The organism is Pannonibacter sp. XCT-53, from assembly GCF_009915765.1.
GTDB lineage: Bacteria > Pseudomonadota > Alphaproteobacteria > Rhizobiales > Stappiaceae > Pannonibacter > Pannonibacter tanglangensis.
Genome location: NZ_JAABLQ010000002.1, coordinates 24,424 through 41,001, shown reverse-complemented (window position 1 = coordinate 41,001; position 16,578 = coordinate 24,424). Strand labels below are relative to the sequence as shown.

Genomic DNA, 16,578 nt, shown 5'->3' with positions numbered 1-16,578 from the left:
GTTCGTCCCTCAGTTGGCCAGAACCTGAAATCCCTGCCGCTCGAATGCGGCCCGAGCTGAGGCGCCGAGAAGAAACGCGAGAAATGCCTCGGCTTCGGGCCTTGCATCCGCCGTCAAGGCGACCGGAAAAACGATGGGGGCGTGGCTTCCGGCAGGGAAAGTGCCGACAACGCTGACATTGCTTTCGGCCCTTGCGTCACTTGCGTAGACAATACCAAAAGGCGCGTCGCCGGAGGCCACAAGGGACAAGGCGATGCGGACATTGTTGGACTGGACCACCTTTGCTTCGACAGACGGCCAAAGCCCGAGCGAGGTCAGGGCAGCCTTGCCATAGACCCCGGCCGGGACGCTGTCGACCAGCGCCATGGCAAGCCGGCCGTCGCCAAGCAGGCCCGCAAGATCAAGCTGACCGGATATCTCGAGCTTCGGCGCGTCGGCCCCATGGGCCACGAGAACCAGCGTGTTGCCGAGCAGATCGACCCGGCTGTCCGGACGGATCAGCTTGCCTTCCGCGAGCGTGTCCATCCAGTCGACGCTGGCCGAGATGAAGATGTCGGCCGGTGCCCCCTGCTCGATCTGCTTGGCCAGCGTCGAGCTGCCGCCATAGGAGACGGTCACCTTGCCGCCGCCCCCCGCGGCATAGGCTGCGGTGATCTCGTCGAGCGCCGTCTTGAGCGAGGCTGCGGCAAAGACCGTGGTTTCCGCTGCCCGGGCGGCCGGGACGGCGCCAAGACCCGCGGAGAGCGTGAGGACGGCAAGCGCACAGGCTGCGGCGAGGGTCTTGCGAAGAGATGGCAGGGCGAGATCGGAAAACGGGCGCACGGGCACCTCCGCAGGCGTTATGGTTCCACGGAAACATCGCAAGGTTCAACAGGTGCTGCAAGCGTTATTTCTCGCCGGAAACATCCCTCAGGAGCGAGCGGATCGTGTCGATCTCCGAGGACCCGGCTTCGGCAATCCGGTCTTCCAGCTTGCGGTATTCCGCGAGAACCCGCTCGCCTGTGGTGGTCAGCTGGGCGCCACCGCCCTTCGCCCCCCCGCGGGAGCTGTCGACCAGCGGCTCGCGAAAGGCGGCGTTGAGATGCTCGACCAGCATCCAGGCGCGCTTGTAGCTCATGTTCATGCGCCGGCCGGCGGCGGCAATCGAGCCTTCCTCGCGGATGAACTCCAGAAGCTCGACCTTGCCGGGACCGAGCATGGCGTCGTCGCCGAAGACCAGACGCAGGCGCAGCCGCGGCCAAGGCGCCGGGACCGTGACCGGATCAGGGGCGAGATCCTGACGGGAGACGGGCGCTGGGGCTGGCACTGCGACGGGGGCGGCTTCATCATGGGTCATGCGCTTGAACCTTTACTGGCGGTCCGGGCTTTGCAACTGTTTTCGCCCATCACCACGATCTCACGCGGAGGTGTCACGACTGCAACTGGGCAAATTGCCACGAATGCACCATATCTTGCCCATTGATGAAGGGAGTCTTCTGACCATGCCGACCTACAAGAAGTCCGAAGAGGCCATCGCGCGGCTCACGCCGGAGCAGTACCGGGTCACCCAGCAGAACGGCACGGAGCGGCCGGGAACGGGCACCTATCTCTACAACAAGGAGCCGGGGATCTACGTCGACATCGTGTCCGGCGAACCGCTGTTTGCCTCGTCGGACAAGTATGAATCCGGCTGTGGCTGGCCGAGCTTCACGAAGCCGATCGTGCCGGAACACGTGACCGAGCTGACCGACACGACCCATGGCATGATCCGCACGGAAGTGCGCTCCGCCCACGGCGACAGCCACCTCGGCCATGTCTTCCCGGACGGCCCGCGCGACCGCGGCGGCCTGCGCTACTGCATCAATTCGGCCGCCCTTCGCTTCATCCATCGCAACGACATGGAACGCGAGGGCTATGGCGCCTATCTCGACCAGGTGGAGGACATCTGACATGACCGAAAAGGCAATTCTGGCCGGCGGCTGCTTCTGGGGCATGCAGGACCTGATCCGCAGGCTGCCCGGCGTGCTGGCGACCCGCGTCGGCTACACCGGCGGCGATGTGCCCAATGCGACCTACCGCAACCACGGCAGCCATGCCGAAGGCATCGAGATCGTGTTCGATCCGGCCCGGATCAGCTACCGGCGGCTGCTGGAGTTCTTCTTCCAGATCCATGACCCCACCACCCCGAACCGCCAGGGCAACGACATCGGCCCCTCCTACCGCTCGGCAATCTATTTCCTCGACGACGCGCAGAAGCAGGTGGCCCTCGACACCATTGCCGATGTGAACGCCTCCGGTCTGTGGCCCGGCCGGGTGGTGACGGAAGTGGAACCGGCGGGCCCCTTCTGGGAAGCGGAGCCGGAGCATCAGGACTATCTCGTGCGCTACCCCAACGGCTACACCTGCCACTTCCCGCGGCCCAACTGGGTTCTGCCGAAGCGAGCAGCGGCAGAATAGGCCGGACAACGGGCACGCGCCTGCACCATCCCCGGTGCGCTCCCTGATCCGCCCCCCTGATCCGGCCCCCGAGATCCGGGCCTCGTGATCAGGGCCTCGTGATGCGCGGCAGGCGCGTCCGCAGCCTGCCGGCACCGCCGCGCAGGCGTCCAACCGATCCCGGACGCCTGCGGACCCGTCCCGATGCTCTTCTCCGGGCTGAGGCACCGGACAGCATCGGCCAGCACAGGGCAGCATCGGGCAGGCCCGTCAGGGGCCCGGCGGCGCCCGACGGCCCGTCCGGCCGGGTTTCGTCAGTCAGGTTCATGCTTCGGTAACCGGTTTCCCCGATCGACCCCTCCGGCACGGAGCTGTGTCCGTCAAACGGCGTGACCTGCCACCGTCGGCGACATAGATTTGAGACAAGTTTTAGGGATTGGACGCCACCGCATGTCGCAAGCCATTTTTTCCTTCGACAACAGCTACGCCCGGGACCTTGAGGGTTTCTACGTGCCATGGCAGGGCGACACGGCGCCTGCGCCGCGCATGGTGCGCCTGAACCGGGCGCTGGCAACGGAGCTGGGTCTCGATGCGGCCGCGCTGGAGGGCGAGGCCGGTGCGCGGCTCCTGTCCGGAACGCTGATGCCGGCCGGCGCCAGCCCCCTCGCCCAGGCCTATGCCGGGCACCAGTTCGGCGGGTTCTCGCCGCAGCTCGGCGACGGGCGGGCACTGCTGATCGGGGAAATCCTCACCCCGGACGGCCGGCGCCGCGACATCCATCTGAAAGGCTCCGGCCGCACGCCCTTCTCGCGCGGCGGTGACGGGAAGGCGACGCTCGGGCCGATGCTGCGTGAGTACATCATCGGCGAGGCGATGCACGCGCTCGGCATTCCCACCACCCGCGCCCTTGCGGTGGTGGCAACGGGCGAGCAGGTGCTGCGCGACACCATCCTGCCGGGCGCCGTCCTCGCGCGGGTCGCTGCGAGCCACATCCGCGTCGGGACGTTCCAGTTCTTCGCAGCCCGGTCCGAGCATGAGCGCCTGCGCCAGCTCACGGCCTACACCATGACCCGGCACGACCCGGATCTGGTTGCCGGCGGTGCCGTGACCGGCGACGCCGTGCTGGCGTTCCTGGACCGCGTGATCGGTCGACAGGCCGATCTTGTCGCCCGCTGGATGCTGGTCGGCTTCATCCACGGCGTGATGAACACGGACAACATGGCAGTCTCCGGGGAGACGATCGACTACGGACCTTGCGCCTTCATGGACCGCTATGACCCGCGGCAGGTGTTCAGCTCCATCGACACCCACGGCCGCTACGCCTATGGCAACCAGCCGGCAATCGCGCAGTGGAACCTGGCCCGCTTTGCCGAAACCCTGCTGCCGCTTCTCGACGCGAGCGAGGACGCCGCCATCGAGAAGGCAACGACCGCCATCAACGCCTTCCCGGCGCGGTTCCAGACCGCCTGGCTCGACGGCATGCGCCGGAAGCTCGGGCTGACCAACGCCGAGGAGACGGACGAAGCGCTCGCAACGCTGCTGTTCGACGCCATGGCGGCCGGACGGGACGGCGTCGCAGCCGACATGACCGGCACCTTCCGCGCGCTCGCCCGCTTTGCCACGGGCGAGATCGGGACCCTTGACGAGATTGGCCTTGCCGGGGACAAGGCCCGCGACTTCGCGGTCCTGTACACCGCGCGCCTGAGCCGGGATGTCCAGGCGCCGGACGACCGCCGCCGGGCCATGGAGGCGGTCAACCCGGTCTATGTGCCGCGCAACCACAAGGTCGAACAGGCGCTGACGGCGGCGATTGCCGGCGACCTGCAGCCGTTCGAGCGGCTGCTGGAGGTGCTCGCCGCCCCCTTCACGGAGCGACCGGGGCTGGAGGACCATGCCGTCCCGGCCCCGCTCGAGTTTGGTCCCTACCGCACCTTCTGCGGCACCTGACCGGGATCAGTCGACCGTCACCCAGCGCAGGTCGCCGGCATAGCGCTCGGACAGCCCGCCGGTCTCGCCGACGAGAACGAGGTGCAGCCAGCCCTTGTCGAAGAGGCTGCGGACGCCGTCGTGCCGGGCCAGGATGTCGTTGATCGCCTCCCTGGGCGCATCGACGACCACCGTGAGCCGCAGCGGCTCGTGGCGCAGGGCGACGCCGTCATGCACGGACTGCAGCGGCAGGCCGACGCGCAGGGCGCCGCCATTGCCCTCGACGACCCCCATGCCGCCGGTGACATTGTGCAGGAGCTTGTTGCCGCCACCGTAGACACCGGGCGCGACCGAGGAGCCGTAATACTGCAGCGAGATCCAGCTCGCGACCACGACCGGGGCCGTCAGGATCAATTCCAGCACCTGAAAGCCTTCATCCTTCTGCCAGACATAGTCATGCAGGAAGACCCGCCCCGACAGGGCGTGCGCCTGTGTCCGCTCGCGCGGGGCGGCGATGAACGCCTCGCAGCCGGCAAGCCCCCACTCCGGCCGGACCTCGGCCCAGTTGCGCGACCGCGCCACCACGCTGGCCCCGTCGGTGGCTCCCGGCAGCCGCGGCGCACGTTCTGCCCGGGCAATCCGCCCCGCCGCATCAAGCCAGCCACGCAGCCGGGCGAGATCCGCCACATGACCGGCAAAGGCGACATCCTTGTCGTAGAGGGTCACCGTGTCCGTGGTGGTGTCGTGCAGCCCGGCGACGAAGAGCGTGTCGAGCGGAATGCTGATCCCCTCGGCGACCAGCCCCTTGCGGACGTCGAGGTCATTGAGAAGACTGACCAGAAGCCGGGCGTTGACCTCGCCGGAATGGCCCCCGCAGGCGCCGCACTGCAGGGCGCTGAGATGCGGATTGTTGGCCGCCGTGGCGCCATGTCCCGTCAGGAGCACGACCCGGGCAAAGGGACCGGTGAGCGACATCGCCCGCAGGATCTTTGCGGCGGCCGCCAGCCGGTCGGCCAGCGGCAGCGGCGGGTTGAAGCACGGCGCAGGTTCCTCCGTCTCCACGTCGGCAAGGCGCAGGGAATCCCGGGCGATCTTGGCGGCATAGAGCGGACCGGCCGCCTCGACGAAGGCAAACGAGGACACCGCCGCCTGCCGGAACCGGCGCCAGGCGCGGCCGGCCCGCGACCGGATCCGGGTGTCCTGGTCCTTGTCGGACTGGGCCGGCGTTCCGGAACAGGAGAAGACGCCCGGCGTCAGCAGCACGGGCAGCCGCTTTTCCACCACATCGGAGGCGAACCGACGATGCGCCGCGCCGATGCCGAAGAACCCGGCAAAGCCCAGCGTCTGGATCGACGTGTCCTGACTTTCCAGTGCCCGGCGGAACACCTCGGAGCGCACATCGATGCAGAAGGCCGCCTGCAGCGCCGGCCGGACCGCGCCGACGCGCGGCAGCACCGGACCGATCCGTGCCGCCAGCCGCGCCTGGGCCGCCCGCTCGGCCGCCTCCTGCACGACCGCGTCGATCACCTCGTCCTCGGACGGGAGGGCCGGGGTCGCGTGGCTTGCGACAATGTCCTGCCACTGCGCCACCTGTTCGGGCTGCAGCCGCAGGAACAGCGCTTCTTCATGCGCCAGCCGGATCGCCAGCAGGTCGAGCAGCGTGTCGTCGCTGCCGCCCTCCAGCTCGGCCTGCCACAGCCGGTACCGCGCCGCCTGGCCCCAGCCGCCGAGCGACAGCAGCAGCTGGTGGAACCAGGACGCGAGCGCCGGGCCCGGGACACCCATCCGGGTGACCGCCCGCAGGATGAGCCCCAGCGAGGTATCCGGGGCATTGGCGACCTGCGCAGCAAAGCCGGTGAGGCCGGCAATGCCCGTGGTCAGGTCATGGCTGGCGACCAGCCGCCAGGTGGCATAGACCGACCCGGCCCGGGCGAGCGGCCACAGCGCCTGCCCCTCGTCGAACAGGGCGGCTGCGAAGGCCCCGACCCGCTCGTCGATCAGGCCGACCCAGTCGCGCCCCTCGGCGGTCCCGGCCAGCGCCGCAACCGAGGCCAGCGGCGTGCGGGCGACATGCGGCCGCCGCAGCGCCGCCTTCAGACCGGCAAGATCCAGCGGCAGCGGATGCGGACTGGCCGCAAGCGCTGCGGCCAGATGGCAGTCCTCGATCCGCCCGGAGGCAACCTCGGCGGCCAGCTCGGTCCGCGGCCGCAGCACCGGGATACCGCCGAGCCGGCCGAGCAGGGCCGCGGTCTCGGCCAGGGTCAGCCCGGACTGGCCGAGGAAGGGATTGACGGCGACGGTGGCGGCGAGCGGAAAGGCGGGCGGGATCTGACGGATCGCGGCCTGGGCTGCGCCTGCGACATCGGCAAGGCCAAGCAGGGGAACGGCGGATCCGAGCGCTTCGGCTTCGGCAGGCAGGGTGTGCAGGGTCATCGGCGTGTCTTTCGATCAGGAGAAACGGGACGGAACGGCAGAGCGGGACGCAGGGCGCGGGGCGGACATCAGCCCGCCTGGCGCGCGACCGGCGGGCGGCCGGTCAGGCCGAGCCAGCGGTCGAGCAGCGCGTTGGCGTAGAAGCCGTTGGACAGGTGCACCCGCAGTCCTGCCGCCGCCGGATGCGCGCCCCAGAGGGGGAACATCGCCTGGGTCACCGCAACCGCGCCGAAGCTGGCCAGCATCAGGACAAGGAGCGCCGTCTCAAGCGGACCGGGCACGAGCGGCTCGGGCAGGGCATGCCCGAAGGCGGCGGCCGAGAGCGCCTGCAGGGCGAAGTAGGACACGGCCGCCGCGAGCGACGCAGCCATGGTGCGCAGCATCAGGCCGCGCGGCGCCGCGCCGGCGAACCCCTGGGCAAGGAGATAGGCCACGCCGAAGATCAGCACCGCCCCGAGCGCCAGCGCCTGGACCGACTTGTCGGCGACGCCGAAGGCAGCAGCTGCCGCCGCATAGACGGCAACCGCCAGCAGGAACGCGCGCCCGACCGCCGCCCCGGAGGGAACCGCCACCGCGCCCGGTCGTGCCGACCGCGCCACTTCGGCCACCGCCGTTCCCGAGGACAGGAAGGCATGGGCCTTGTAGAGCGAGTGGGCAAGGATGTGCAGCAGGGCGAGCGGGAAGAGACCCAGGCCGCACTGCAGGATCATGAAGCCCATCTGCGCCACCGTCGACCAGGCCAGCGCGGTCTTCACCATCGGCTGGGTCAGCATGACCAGCGCCGCGAACAGGGCCGTGAAGCCGCCGAGGATGACCAGCAGCGCCATGACGCCGGGGCTGAGCAGCAGGACATCGGCGAAGCGGATGAGCAGGAAGCCCCCCGCGTTGATCACGCCGGCATGCAGCAGCGCGGAGACCGGCGTCGGCGCCTCCATCACCTCGGTGAGCCAGCCATGCAGCGGGAACTGGGCCGACTTGATGACCGCCGCCAGGGCCAGGAAGGCCGCCGCCGCGATGGCAAGGCCACCGCCCTGCCCCTCGCCGGCCGCAGCCAGGATGCGGGCGATGTCGGTGGTCTGGTAGGCCAGCGCCAGGAAGAGCACGGCGACCACCAGGGAGGCTTCGGTGATCAGCACCGTGAAGCGCTTCTTGGCGACAGCACGCTGTGCGCCCGGCCGGTCGGGATAGGTGAGCAGCAGCCGGATCAGGCCGTAGGACACCGCCGCCCAGGCGAGGACGAGCTGCACCAGCGAGCCGGCCGTGACCAGCAGCATCACCAGCGCCAGCGTCGCCGCCAGCCAGCCGGTAAACGCGCCTTGCACGGCCTCGCCATCGAGGTAGGTGCGGCTGTAGCGCAGCACCGCCCAGCCGACAAAGGCGACCAGCAGCAGCATGGTGACGGAGATGACATCCACCCGCAGCGCCAGCAGCGGCCAGTCCGCCGTTCCGACGATCACCAGCGTCATCGCCCCGTTGGCCAGATAGCCTGCCAGGGTGACGAGCGCCGTCAGCAGCGCCAGTCCCCCCGCCGCTTCGGCGACCAGCGGCAGCGGATGCGGACGGCGGCCCGGGCGCCGGAGGGCGAACACGGCAACGAGACCGAGAAGCAGGGGACCGGCAAGACCGGCGATCCCGGTGACAAGCGCCGGGACAACTCCGGCAAGAACAGGCAATGTGGACATCGAACCCTCCAGCAGTGACGCTGGCAACGGAATAGCAACCCTGTGATCGCCAGAAAAATTCATTGTTTTTGATTTTTCGTTCGATAAAAATGAACCATGCCTGAACTGAACTACCACCACCTCCGCTATTTCTGGGCCGTCGCCCATGACGGCAACCTGACCCGGACGGCCGAACGGCTGAACCTGTCGCAATCGGCACTGTCCGTTCAGATCCGCCAGCTCGAGGAGCGGCTGGGCCACGCGCTGTTCGAGCGGCGCGGCCGGCAGCTGCATCTGACGGAGGCCGGGCGCATCACGCTCGACCATGCCGACGCGATCTTTGCCGCCGGCGAGGAACTGATCGGCACGCTGCGCCAGACGGGCCGGGTGCGGCAGGTGCTGCGGATCGGTGCGATGGCGACGCTGTCGCGCAACTTCCAGATGGCTTTCGTGCGGCCGCTGATCGGCCGCGCCGACGTCGAGATCATCCTGCGGTCGGGATCGCCGTCCGACCTGCTGCGGCAGCTCGAAACCCTGGGGCTCGACGTGGTGCTGCTGACCCAGCCGCCCGCGAGCGACGCGGCCACGGCCTTCGTCTCGCACCGGCTCGCCGAACAGCCGGTGAGCCTGGTCGGCACCCCGGACCGTCTGCGCGACGGCGACGACCTGGCGACGCTGCTCGGCCGGGAACCGCTGATCCTGCCGACGGTGGACAGCAGCGTACGCACCGGCTTCGACGCGCTGATGGCGCGCAAGGGCCTGACGCCGCAGATTGCCGCCGAGGTGGACGACATGGCCATGATGCGCCTGCTCGCCCGGGCCGGCGCGGGCCTGGCAGTGATGCCGCCGATCGTGGTGCGCGACGAACTCGCCTCGGGCGTCCTGAAGGAGGCCGCGCGCCTGACCGGACTGACGGAAACCTTCTATGCAGTCACGGCCTCGCGGCGGTTCCCCAACCCGCTCCTGCGCGAGGTCATCGGACAGAAGCTGGAAAGCAGCCTGTAACGCCGGTCGCCGCGAAACGACGATCCGTGATGAAACGCACAAGCCCCGGTCCGGCGGAGACGCTAAGCTTGCCGGACCACGCCCCCGCGCAACGGAGCGACTGACGTGACACGTGCCGCCTTGCTTCTTCTCGGTTTCGCCTGCCTGCTGGCAGCGCCCCACCCCGCCGCCCTGGCGCAGGAGACACGCAGCGCGCGGGTGGAGTTTGCCCGCGGTCAGTCCTCGGCCGAGATTGCCGGACGCCTGCGGGGACGGGAAAGCATCGACTACGTGCTCGGCGCCAGCGCCGGGCAACGGCTCAGTGTCGACCTCAGCGCGGACAACCCGGCAACCTACTTCAATGTCCTGCCGCCGCGCGGTGACACCGCGATCTTCATCGGCCCGACGGACGGCACCAGCTTCTCCGCCGTGCTGCGCGAGAGCGGCGACTACCGCATCCAGGTGTTCCTGATGCGCAACGCCGCCCGGCGCGACGAAGCCACGCGGTTCTCCCTGTCGGTGGCGGTGCGCGGCGACGGCGCCCAGCGCCCCGCGCCGGAGATCGGCGGGCGGGGAACGTGGGTGGTGACGGGCCTTCAGGCCGGCGACAGACTGAACCTGCGGGCCGGACCGGGCCAGCGCTTTGCCGTGCTCGACGAGCTGCCGAACGGAACCCTGCTGCGCAACCTCGGCTGCGAGGCCGGCGGCCAGACGGAGTGGTGCAAGGTCGCGCTCGGCAACGAGGAGGGGATCAGCGGCTGGGTGAACCGGCGGTTCATCGCGGAAGCGCGGACCTCACCGGGCCAGCCGCCGCAACCGGCCCCACTGCCCGGCCCCGGTCCGATACCAGGTCCGGTACCTGGCCTGATTCCGGGCCCGATGCCTGACCTTGGCCCGGACTTCGCGGACGGCCTGGCCGGAGGGCCGGACCACTGGCTGGTGACCGGTCTTGCGGGCGGCGACACGTTGAACATGCGCAGCGCCCCCGGCACCGGCAACCCGGTGGTCGGCCAGCTCGCCAACGGAATGGTCGTGCGCAACCTCGGCTGCCGGATGGCCGGAGCCAGCCGTTGGTGCCAGGTCGCCACGGGCCTGAACGACCGCATCATCGGCTGGGTGAGCGGGCGGTTCCTCGTCGAGGCAGGTTCCCCGGCCGGACCCGGTGCGCCGGTGCCGGTTCGTCCGGAGCAGGTGCGTCCGGAGCGGCCACGGCCGGGACAGGAGATCACCGGCCTGCTGCCCTGCTCGCCCGGACCGGGCCGGCCGATGCGGACCTGCCCGTTCCGCGCCCTGCGCGGTGACCCCGGAACCGTCTCCATCCGGATCACCCTGCCGACGGGGAGGGAACGCACTGTCGAGTTCCGCGGCGGCCGGGTGGTTGCGACGGACCCGGGCCTGAGCTTTTCCGCCGAACGGACCGGTGACCTCACCCTGCTCCGGATCGGCGGCGAACGCTACGAGATCGCCGATGCCCTGCCCTTCGGCGGCTGAGCGGACGGACCCCGGTTGCCCGGCTGGCCGATGGGTCCAACGCCAGGCGGCGCCTGAAAAAATGGCCCGGCGAGACGCCGGGCCAGGTACCACGGGAGGAGACCGGCCTTGGGGCGAGCGCGGACGGTGTGGGTCCGCCGCGCCGCATGCCGGTTCATGAACACCCGACCACGGGCCCCGATGGGACTAGGGCCACGACGGATCAGGCGCTGTGGCCGGGCAGGAGACGCTGCCAGACCAGAGAGGACCAGACCAGGGGGGCCAGGCCGCAGGACCGGATCCGGTCACGCCCCGCCCCCTGGACCGCCAAGGCCCGTTTCAGGCCAGCGCATGCGGCTTGTCGCGCACCAGCGTGATGTCGAACCGGCGCGGCAGCGCCTGTCCGTCGGCCCGGAAGACATGGCAGTGGTGCGGATCGATGCCGATGTTGACCGGCTTGCCGCGTGCCAGATCCGCCAGCCCGCCGGCGACGAGGGTGACAGCCGTGCCGCCGTCGGCCGCCGCATAGCAGATCGAGACATTGCCCAGGCGCTCGACGACCTCGGGCACGACGCCGAGGCCCGGGACATCCGAGGGATGCAGGTCGTCCGGACGGATGCCGAGCGTCAGGCTCTCGCCCTCGGCCACCGCGCCATCCACCGGAACGACCAGCTCCAGCCCGTTGAAGAGACGCAGGCGCGCGCCCGCCTCGCAGGTGCCGATGCCGGTCGCCGGCAGGAAATTCATCTTCGGATTGCCGATGAAGCCGGCGACGAAGCGGTTGGCCGGCTTGTGATAGAGTTCGAGCGGGGTGCCGACCTGCTCGATCACGCCCCCCTGCAGGACCACGATGCGGTCGGCCATGGTCATGGCCTCGACCTGATCATGGGTGACGTAAATCATCGTGTTGCCGAGCTGGGCATGCAGGCGGGAGAGTTCCAGCCGCATTTCGGCGCGCAGGGCCGCGTCAAGGTTGGACAGCGGTTCGTCGAACAGGAACAGGCGCGGCTCGCGCACAATGGCCCGGCCGATGGCGACGCGCTGGCGCTGACCGCCGGACAACTGGCCCGGACGATGCTCAAGCCGCGTGGTCAGCTGCAGCACCTCGGCCGCCTGACGGACCCGGCGATCAACCTCGGCCTGCGGCGCCTTGGCGACGCGCAGCGGGAAGGCGATGTTCTCGTAGACGGTCATGTGCGGGTAAAGCGCATAGGACTGGAACACCATGGCAATGCCACGCTCGACCGGCGCCAGATCATTGACCACCCGGCCATCAATCTCGATGGTCCCGCCGCTGACGTCCTCGAGGCCGGCGATCATGCGCAGCAACGTGGACTTGCCGCAGCCGGACGGTCCGACGAAGACGACGAACTCGCCATTGGCGATATCGAGCGAGGCGCTCCTGATGACTTCGGCCGAGCCGAAGCGCTTCACAAGGGCATTGAGTTTGAGCTGTCCCACGCATTCCTCCCGTGAGGGGACAGGAGGCAGAGCCTCCCGTCCCGGTCTGGTTGCGGATCAGTTGTTGAGGTCGGCGAGCGCCTCGGCGGCCTTCTTGACCGCATCCTTGGCGGCAACATCCCCCGTGACGACCGACTGGATCGCTTCGTTCATGGCGTCCTGCATGGCGATGTAGTCGACCATCAGCGGCTCCGGGCCCCCGGTCGGGATGGCGTCGATGAACACGCTCCACGACGGATCCTTGGCGACGATGTCCTTCACGCCGGCGACATTGCGGATCGGGGTCCAGCCACCGGCCACGTCGATCTCGAACTGGCGCTCGGGCGTCGTCAGGTACTTGGCAAGGCTGAGGGCTGCGTCCTCGACGCCGGTGCCCTTGAACACCACGATGCTGTCGGTGATGAGCAGCGTCGACTTCTTGCCGCTCGGGCCGGCCGGGATCATTTCCAGACCGTAATTGACGTTGCCGGCCTTCTTCCGGCCCCAGCCGCCATTGGTGTACATGGCGATCGCGCCTTCGGCGAACAGCGGCTCCAGCTTGGCGCGGTCATAGGCAACCGGCCCCGGCTGGGCGTACTTGGCCAGCTCGCCGTAGAACTCGAGCGCCTCCACGCTTTCCTTGCTGTCGAAGGTGACCTTGCCCTCGGCATCCACGACGCTGCCGCCGTTGGAATAGAGCCAGTTCAGGAACTCGTGCATCGTGTTGTCGAACGAGGCAGCCGGGATGCCGAAGCCTGCGGCGCCGGTCTTTTCCTTGATCGCCTTGGCCGCGGCGAGGACTTCCTCGAAGGTCTGCGGGCCCTTGTCGGTCGGCAGTCCGGCCTTGGCGAAGAGATCCTTGTTCCAGTAGAGCGCCTTGGTGGAGAAGGCGCGCGGCAGGCCCCATTCCTTGCCGTCGAAGGTGACGGTGGCCAGAACCGACGGCTCATAGGAGGCCTTCTCCTCGGCCGAGAGGCTGACCGGGATGATCATGTCGGCCGCGCCCAGCATGCGCACGGTGCGCGAGCCCATGTAGGCCAGAGCGGGGGCATTGCCGGCACCGGCGAGCGTGGTGGCGCGCTCCTGGCACTGGCCCCAGGGCAGGTATTCCTCGGCGACCTTGAAGTTCGGGTTGGCCTTTTCCCATTCGGCAATGTGCCTGGCCTGGACCGGGGCGGTCGGATCATCCTTGCCGCCGCAGTTGATGAAGGTGAGCGTGGTCTGGGCCTGAGCGGCGAAGGCGATGCCGGAGAGCACGCCGGCGAGCAGAAGCGTCTTGAGTTTCATATCATCCTCCCGAATGTGACCGTCATTCCTTCACCGCGCCGGAGGTCAGCCCGGCCACGATGTGTCTTTGCAGGAACAGATAGACGAGGAGCACCGGCAGGATGCCGGTCAGGCTCGCCGCCATCAGTTCATTCCACAGCACGCGTTCGCGGCCGAAGAACTGGTAGAGCCCCATGGGCAGCGGGTTGTATTCGTCGACCGCGTTGAAGGTCAGGGCGAACAGGAACTGCTGCGCATAGGCGGCGATGAAGGTGGTGATGGCGACGACCATGATGCCCGGCAGGGACACAGGCAGGATCACGCGCCACAGGGTGTAGAGACGCCCGGCGCCATCGACATAGGCCGCTTCCTCCAGCTCGCGCGGGATGCGCAGGAAATAGCTGCGCATGAGGAAGATGCCGGTGGGCACGGAGAAGGCCGCGCCCGGAATGATCATCGCCAGATAGGTGTTGAGCAGCCCGGCAGCGAGCATCAGCTTGTAGAGCGGAATGATCAGCACGGCGGCGCCGATCATGTTGATGCCAAGGAACGCAGCCAGGATGGCGTCGCGGCCGAAGAAGGTGAAGCGCGACACCGCATAGGCGGCCGGAATGATGCAGGCGAGCGCCAGCACCGTCACCGACACGGCGATGAAGAAGCTGTTGAAGATGTAGAGCGGCAGGTCCGGCACGCTGCTCCACATGGAGACATAGGCCGAGAAGCTCATGTCGTCGGTGAAGAAGCGATAGGGAATGCGGAAGATCATCTCCAGCGGCCTGAGGCTGACCATGAAGGCTTCCAGGAACGGCGCCAGCAGGAAGGCCAGGACCAAGAGAATGCCGGCGTAGATGAGGACCAGCTCGTACCAGCGGTAACGGTCAATCATGGGTGCCTCCCTTCCGCGTCAGGCGCAGCAGCAGGTAGACGTAGACGGAGGTGAAGGCCGACAGGAACAGGAGGATCAGCACCGCCCGCGCCGCGCCCTCGCCGTAGCGGAAGCGGCTGATCGCGGTCTTGTAGGTGTCGATGATCATCGTCGTGGTGGCCCCGCGCGGGCCGCCTTCGGTGAGGATCCAGATGATGTCGAAGCTGTTGAAGGTCCAGATCGCCGACAGCAGCGCCATGGTGGCGATCGACGGCAGGAGCAGCGGCAGCGTCACCCTGCGGAAGCGGTAGAAGCGGCCCGCGCCATCCACCCAGGCGGCCTCGTAGAGCTCCTTGGAAATGCCCTGCATGGCAGCCAGGAAATAGAGCGAGACAAGCGGCACGCCGATCCAGACATCCGTGACGATGGTGGCGATGAAGGCGCTGGTGCCATAGGCCATGAACTCGAAGGGCTCGCTGATCAGCCCGACACGCTGCAGCACGCCCGAGATCATCCCGAACTGGCCGTTGTACATCCAGCTCCACATGAACACGCCGATGGCGATCGGCACGATCCACGGCGGCATCACCAGGATGCGGAACAGGGCACGGCCGGGAACGGCGGCGTTCAGCAGCACGGCCACGAGGAGGCCGAGCAGGATCTTCAGCGCCACCGACAGGCTCGCCCACAGGAGGGTGCGGCCGATGATGTCCTCAAAGCCGCTGCGGAAGATCTTGGTGTAGTTGGCAAGGCCCACATAGGTGGTGACCGGCTTCATCGAGGCATCGGTGAAGGACAGCCGGAACGTCTCCGCCAGCGGCCAGGCGACGATGGCGACGGTCAGCGCCAGCGCCGGCAGCAGCAGGAGATAGGGGAAGGCGTCGCGCCGGCGGGTCATGCGGCCTTCCCTGCCAGCGCGGCGTCAAAGTCCTGCCAGAAGCCGGTAAGGTCGACGACGCGCCCCTCGCGCCGGGCCTCATCCATGGTGAGCGCGGTGACACCGGCCTCCAGCGCGTCAATGACGGACACAGGCAGGCCGGTCTCTTCCCCGCGCACATAGGCGAGGATGTCGCGCGCCATGGCGACATCGGCGCCATAGTGATGCGCATTGCCGCCGCTGCCGAGTTCGACGAGCTCGGTCAGCCGGTCGCCGGTTTCGGATGCTGTCACGCGGAAGGTGTTGCGGATGAAATCCCCTTCCGCCATGCCATCGCGCCCGACGACGCAGAAACGGCGGAACTCGTCCGGGACATTCAGGTTGGTGTGGAAGGCCATGGTCGCGCCATTGGCGTAGGAGACGATGGCGGTCTGGTAGTCGATGAGGTCCCCCTCGCCGGAAAAGGCATCGGTGGTGCCGTTCCAGCGCGGGGACATCACCTTGAGATAGGACGGGTCGGTCGCGGGACGGTGGGCCGGCAGGAACTTCTTGCGCCCACCGAAGCTTGCAACCTGCATCGGCCGCGCGCCGACCACGCCCTGGTAGAGGTCGAGGTCATGGCAGCACTTCTCCAGCATGAAGCCGCCGGACAGTTCCGAATTGCGCCGCCAGTCGCGCATGAAGAACGACCCGTGATAGGGGGCGATGTGCTCCGACGCCTCGATCGACATGATCTCGCCGATCTGCCCGGCGGCCTGCGCCTCGCGCAGCGCCCGGTAGAGCGGGGCATAGCGCAGCACGAGCCCGACCATGAGCCGGCGGGCCCCGTCGTGCTTCGCCATCAGCCGGGCGATCTCGAGCGTTTCGGCCTTGCTGATCACCACCGGCTTCTCGACAAAGATGTGCTGGACGTCAGTCTCAAGCGCTTCGCGGATATGGCCGAGGTGGAGATGATTGGGCGAGCCGATCATGATCATGTCGAGCTCTTCGGCCGCATAGAGGCTCGGCGCATCGGCATAGGCCTTCGGCGACATGCCCAGCGCCGTGAGCACTCCGACGCGATCCGCGCTCGGATCCACATAGGCAACCACCTCGAACCCCGGCGCGACCGACACGAAGTCAGCCATCAGCTTCGCCAGGCGCGCCCCCAACCCGATCACAGCGACCTTCATTCCACCCTCGCTTCATGCCTTCACGAAGAAACAACCCGAGATTTCAATTCCTTGAGCTGCCCGCAACAG

Annotated in this window: 14 protein-coding genes; 5 read left to right on the top strand and 9 right to left on the bottom strand. The window is 68.4% G+C overall.

Going from position 1 to position 16,578, the window contains the following annotated elements; all coding sequences use genetic code 11:
* Positions 1-9 precede the first annotated feature (9 nt).
* Both modA and GWI72_RS15005 read right to left on the bottom strand, forming a co-directional pair.
* Positions 10-822: a molybdate ABC transporter substrate-binding protein gene (gene modA, locus GWI72_RS15010; RefSeq protein ID WP_348272699.1), complete on the bottom strand. Its 813-nt coding sequence runs from the start codon at positions 820-822 to the stop codon at positions 10-12.
* A 64-nt stretch (positions 823-886) separates the two neighbouring features.
* On the bottom strand, positions 887-1,336 hold the full coding sequence (locus tag GWI72_RS15005) for a LysR family transcriptional regulator (RefSeq protein WP_161709223.1): 450 nt from the start codon (positions 1,334-1,336) through the stop codon (positions 887-889).
* 145 nt (positions 1,337-1,481) lie between these two features.
* Between GWI72_RS15005 and msrB the strand changes: the two genes are divergently transcribed.
* From msrB to GWI72_RS14990, 3 genes are all read left to right on the top strand, one after another.
* Positions 1,482-1,928 (top strand): peptide-methionine (R)-S-oxide reductase MsrB, encoded by a 447-nt coding sequence (gene msrB, locus GWI72_RS15000; protein WP_161677410.1) that lies wholly within the window; start codon positions 1,482-1,484, stop codon positions 1,926-1,928.
* A 1-nt stretch (position 1,929) separates the two neighbouring features.
* A complete protein-coding gene (gene msrA, locus GWI72_RS14995; protein WP_161677411.1) occupies positions 1,930-2,436 on the top strand; it encodes a peptide-methionine (S)-S-oxide reductase MsrA in 507 nt (168 codons plus the stop codon).
* A gap of 429 nt (positions 2,437-2,865) precedes the next feature.
* Entirely contained in the window at positions 2,866-4,362 is a 1,497-nt protein-coding gene (locus GWI72_RS14990; RefSeq protein WP_161677412.1) for a protein adenylyltransferase SelO, read from the top strand.
* Positions 4,363-4,368: 6 nt separating this feature from the next.
* Here GWI72_RS14990 and GWI72_RS14985 read toward each other — a convergent pair whose 3' ends face one another.
* Together GWI72_RS14985 and GWI72_RS14980 are read right to left on the bottom strand one after the other, a co-directional pair.
* On the bottom strand, positions 4,369-6,774 hold the full coding sequence (locus tag GWI72_RS14985) for a YbcC family protein (protein ID WP_161709222.1): 2,406 nt from the start codon (positions 6,772-6,774) through the stop codon (positions 4,369-4,371).
* Positions 6,775-6,842: 68 nt separating this feature from the next.
* Positions 6,843-8,456 carry a proton-conducting transporter transmembrane domain-containing protein gene (locus tag GWI72_RS14980; RefSeq protein ID WP_161709221.1) on the bottom strand — a complete coding sequence of 538 codons (1,614 nt, stop codon included), beginning with the start codon at positions 8,454-8,456 and terminating at the stop codon, positions 6,843-6,845.
* Positions 8,457-8,552: 96 nt separating this feature from the next.
* Between GWI72_RS14980 and GWI72_RS14975 the strand changes: the two genes are divergently transcribed.
* Complete coding sequence (locus GWI72_RS14975; RefSeq protein WP_161677415.1) at positions 8,553-9,440, top strand: LysR family transcriptional regulator; 888 nt, start codon at positions 8,553-8,555, stop codon at positions 9,438-9,440.
* A gap of 105 nt (positions 9,441-9,545) precedes the next feature.
* Positions 9,546-10,910, top strand: coding sequence for an SH3 domain-containing protein (locus GWI72_RS14970; RefSeq protein WP_161709220.1), 1,365 nt, complete (start codon positions 9,546-9,548; stop codon positions 10,908-10,910).
* A 318-nt stretch (positions 10,911-11,228) separates the two neighbouring features.
* Here GWI72_RS14970 and GWI72_RS14965 read toward each other — a convergent pair whose 3' ends face one another.
* The 5 genes from GWI72_RS14965 to GWI72_RS14945 are packed head-to-tail and all read right to left on the bottom strand — an operon-like array spanning position 11,229 to position 16,509.
* Entirely contained in the window at positions 11,229-12,350 is a 1,122-nt protein-coding gene (locus GWI72_RS14965) for a sn-glycerol-3-phosphate ABC transporter ATP-binding protein UgpC (RefSeq protein ID WP_161709219.1), read from the bottom strand.
* A gap of 57 nt (positions 12,351-12,407) precedes the next feature.
* Entirely contained in the window at positions 12,408-13,616 is a 1,209-nt protein-coding gene (locus GWI72_RS14960) for an ABC transporter substrate-binding protein (RefSeq protein WP_161677418.1), read from the bottom strand.
* A gap of 22 nt (positions 13,617-13,638) precedes the next feature.
* On the bottom strand, positions 13,639-14,481 hold the full coding sequence (locus tag GWI72_RS14955) for a carbohydrate ABC transporter permease (RefSeq protein WP_161709218.1): 843 nt from the start codon (positions 14,479-14,481) through the stop codon (positions 13,639-13,641).
* Positions 14,474-15,358, bottom strand: a complete 885-nt coding sequence (locus tag GWI72_RS14950; protein WP_161677420.1) for a carbohydrate ABC transporter permease — start codon at positions 15,356-15,358, stop codon at positions 14,474-14,476. Before GWI72_RS14950 ends, GWI72_RS14955 begins: the two co-directional genes overlap by 8 nt.
* Positions 15,355-16,509 (bottom strand): Gfo/Idh/MocA family protein, encoded by a 1,155-nt coding sequence (locus GWI72_RS14945; RefSeq protein WP_161709217.1) that lies wholly within the window; start codon positions 16,507-16,509, stop codon positions 15,355-15,357. Before GWI72_RS14945 ends, GWI72_RS14950 begins: the two co-directional genes overlap by 4 nt.
* Positions 16,510-16,578 lie beyond the last annotated feature (69 nt).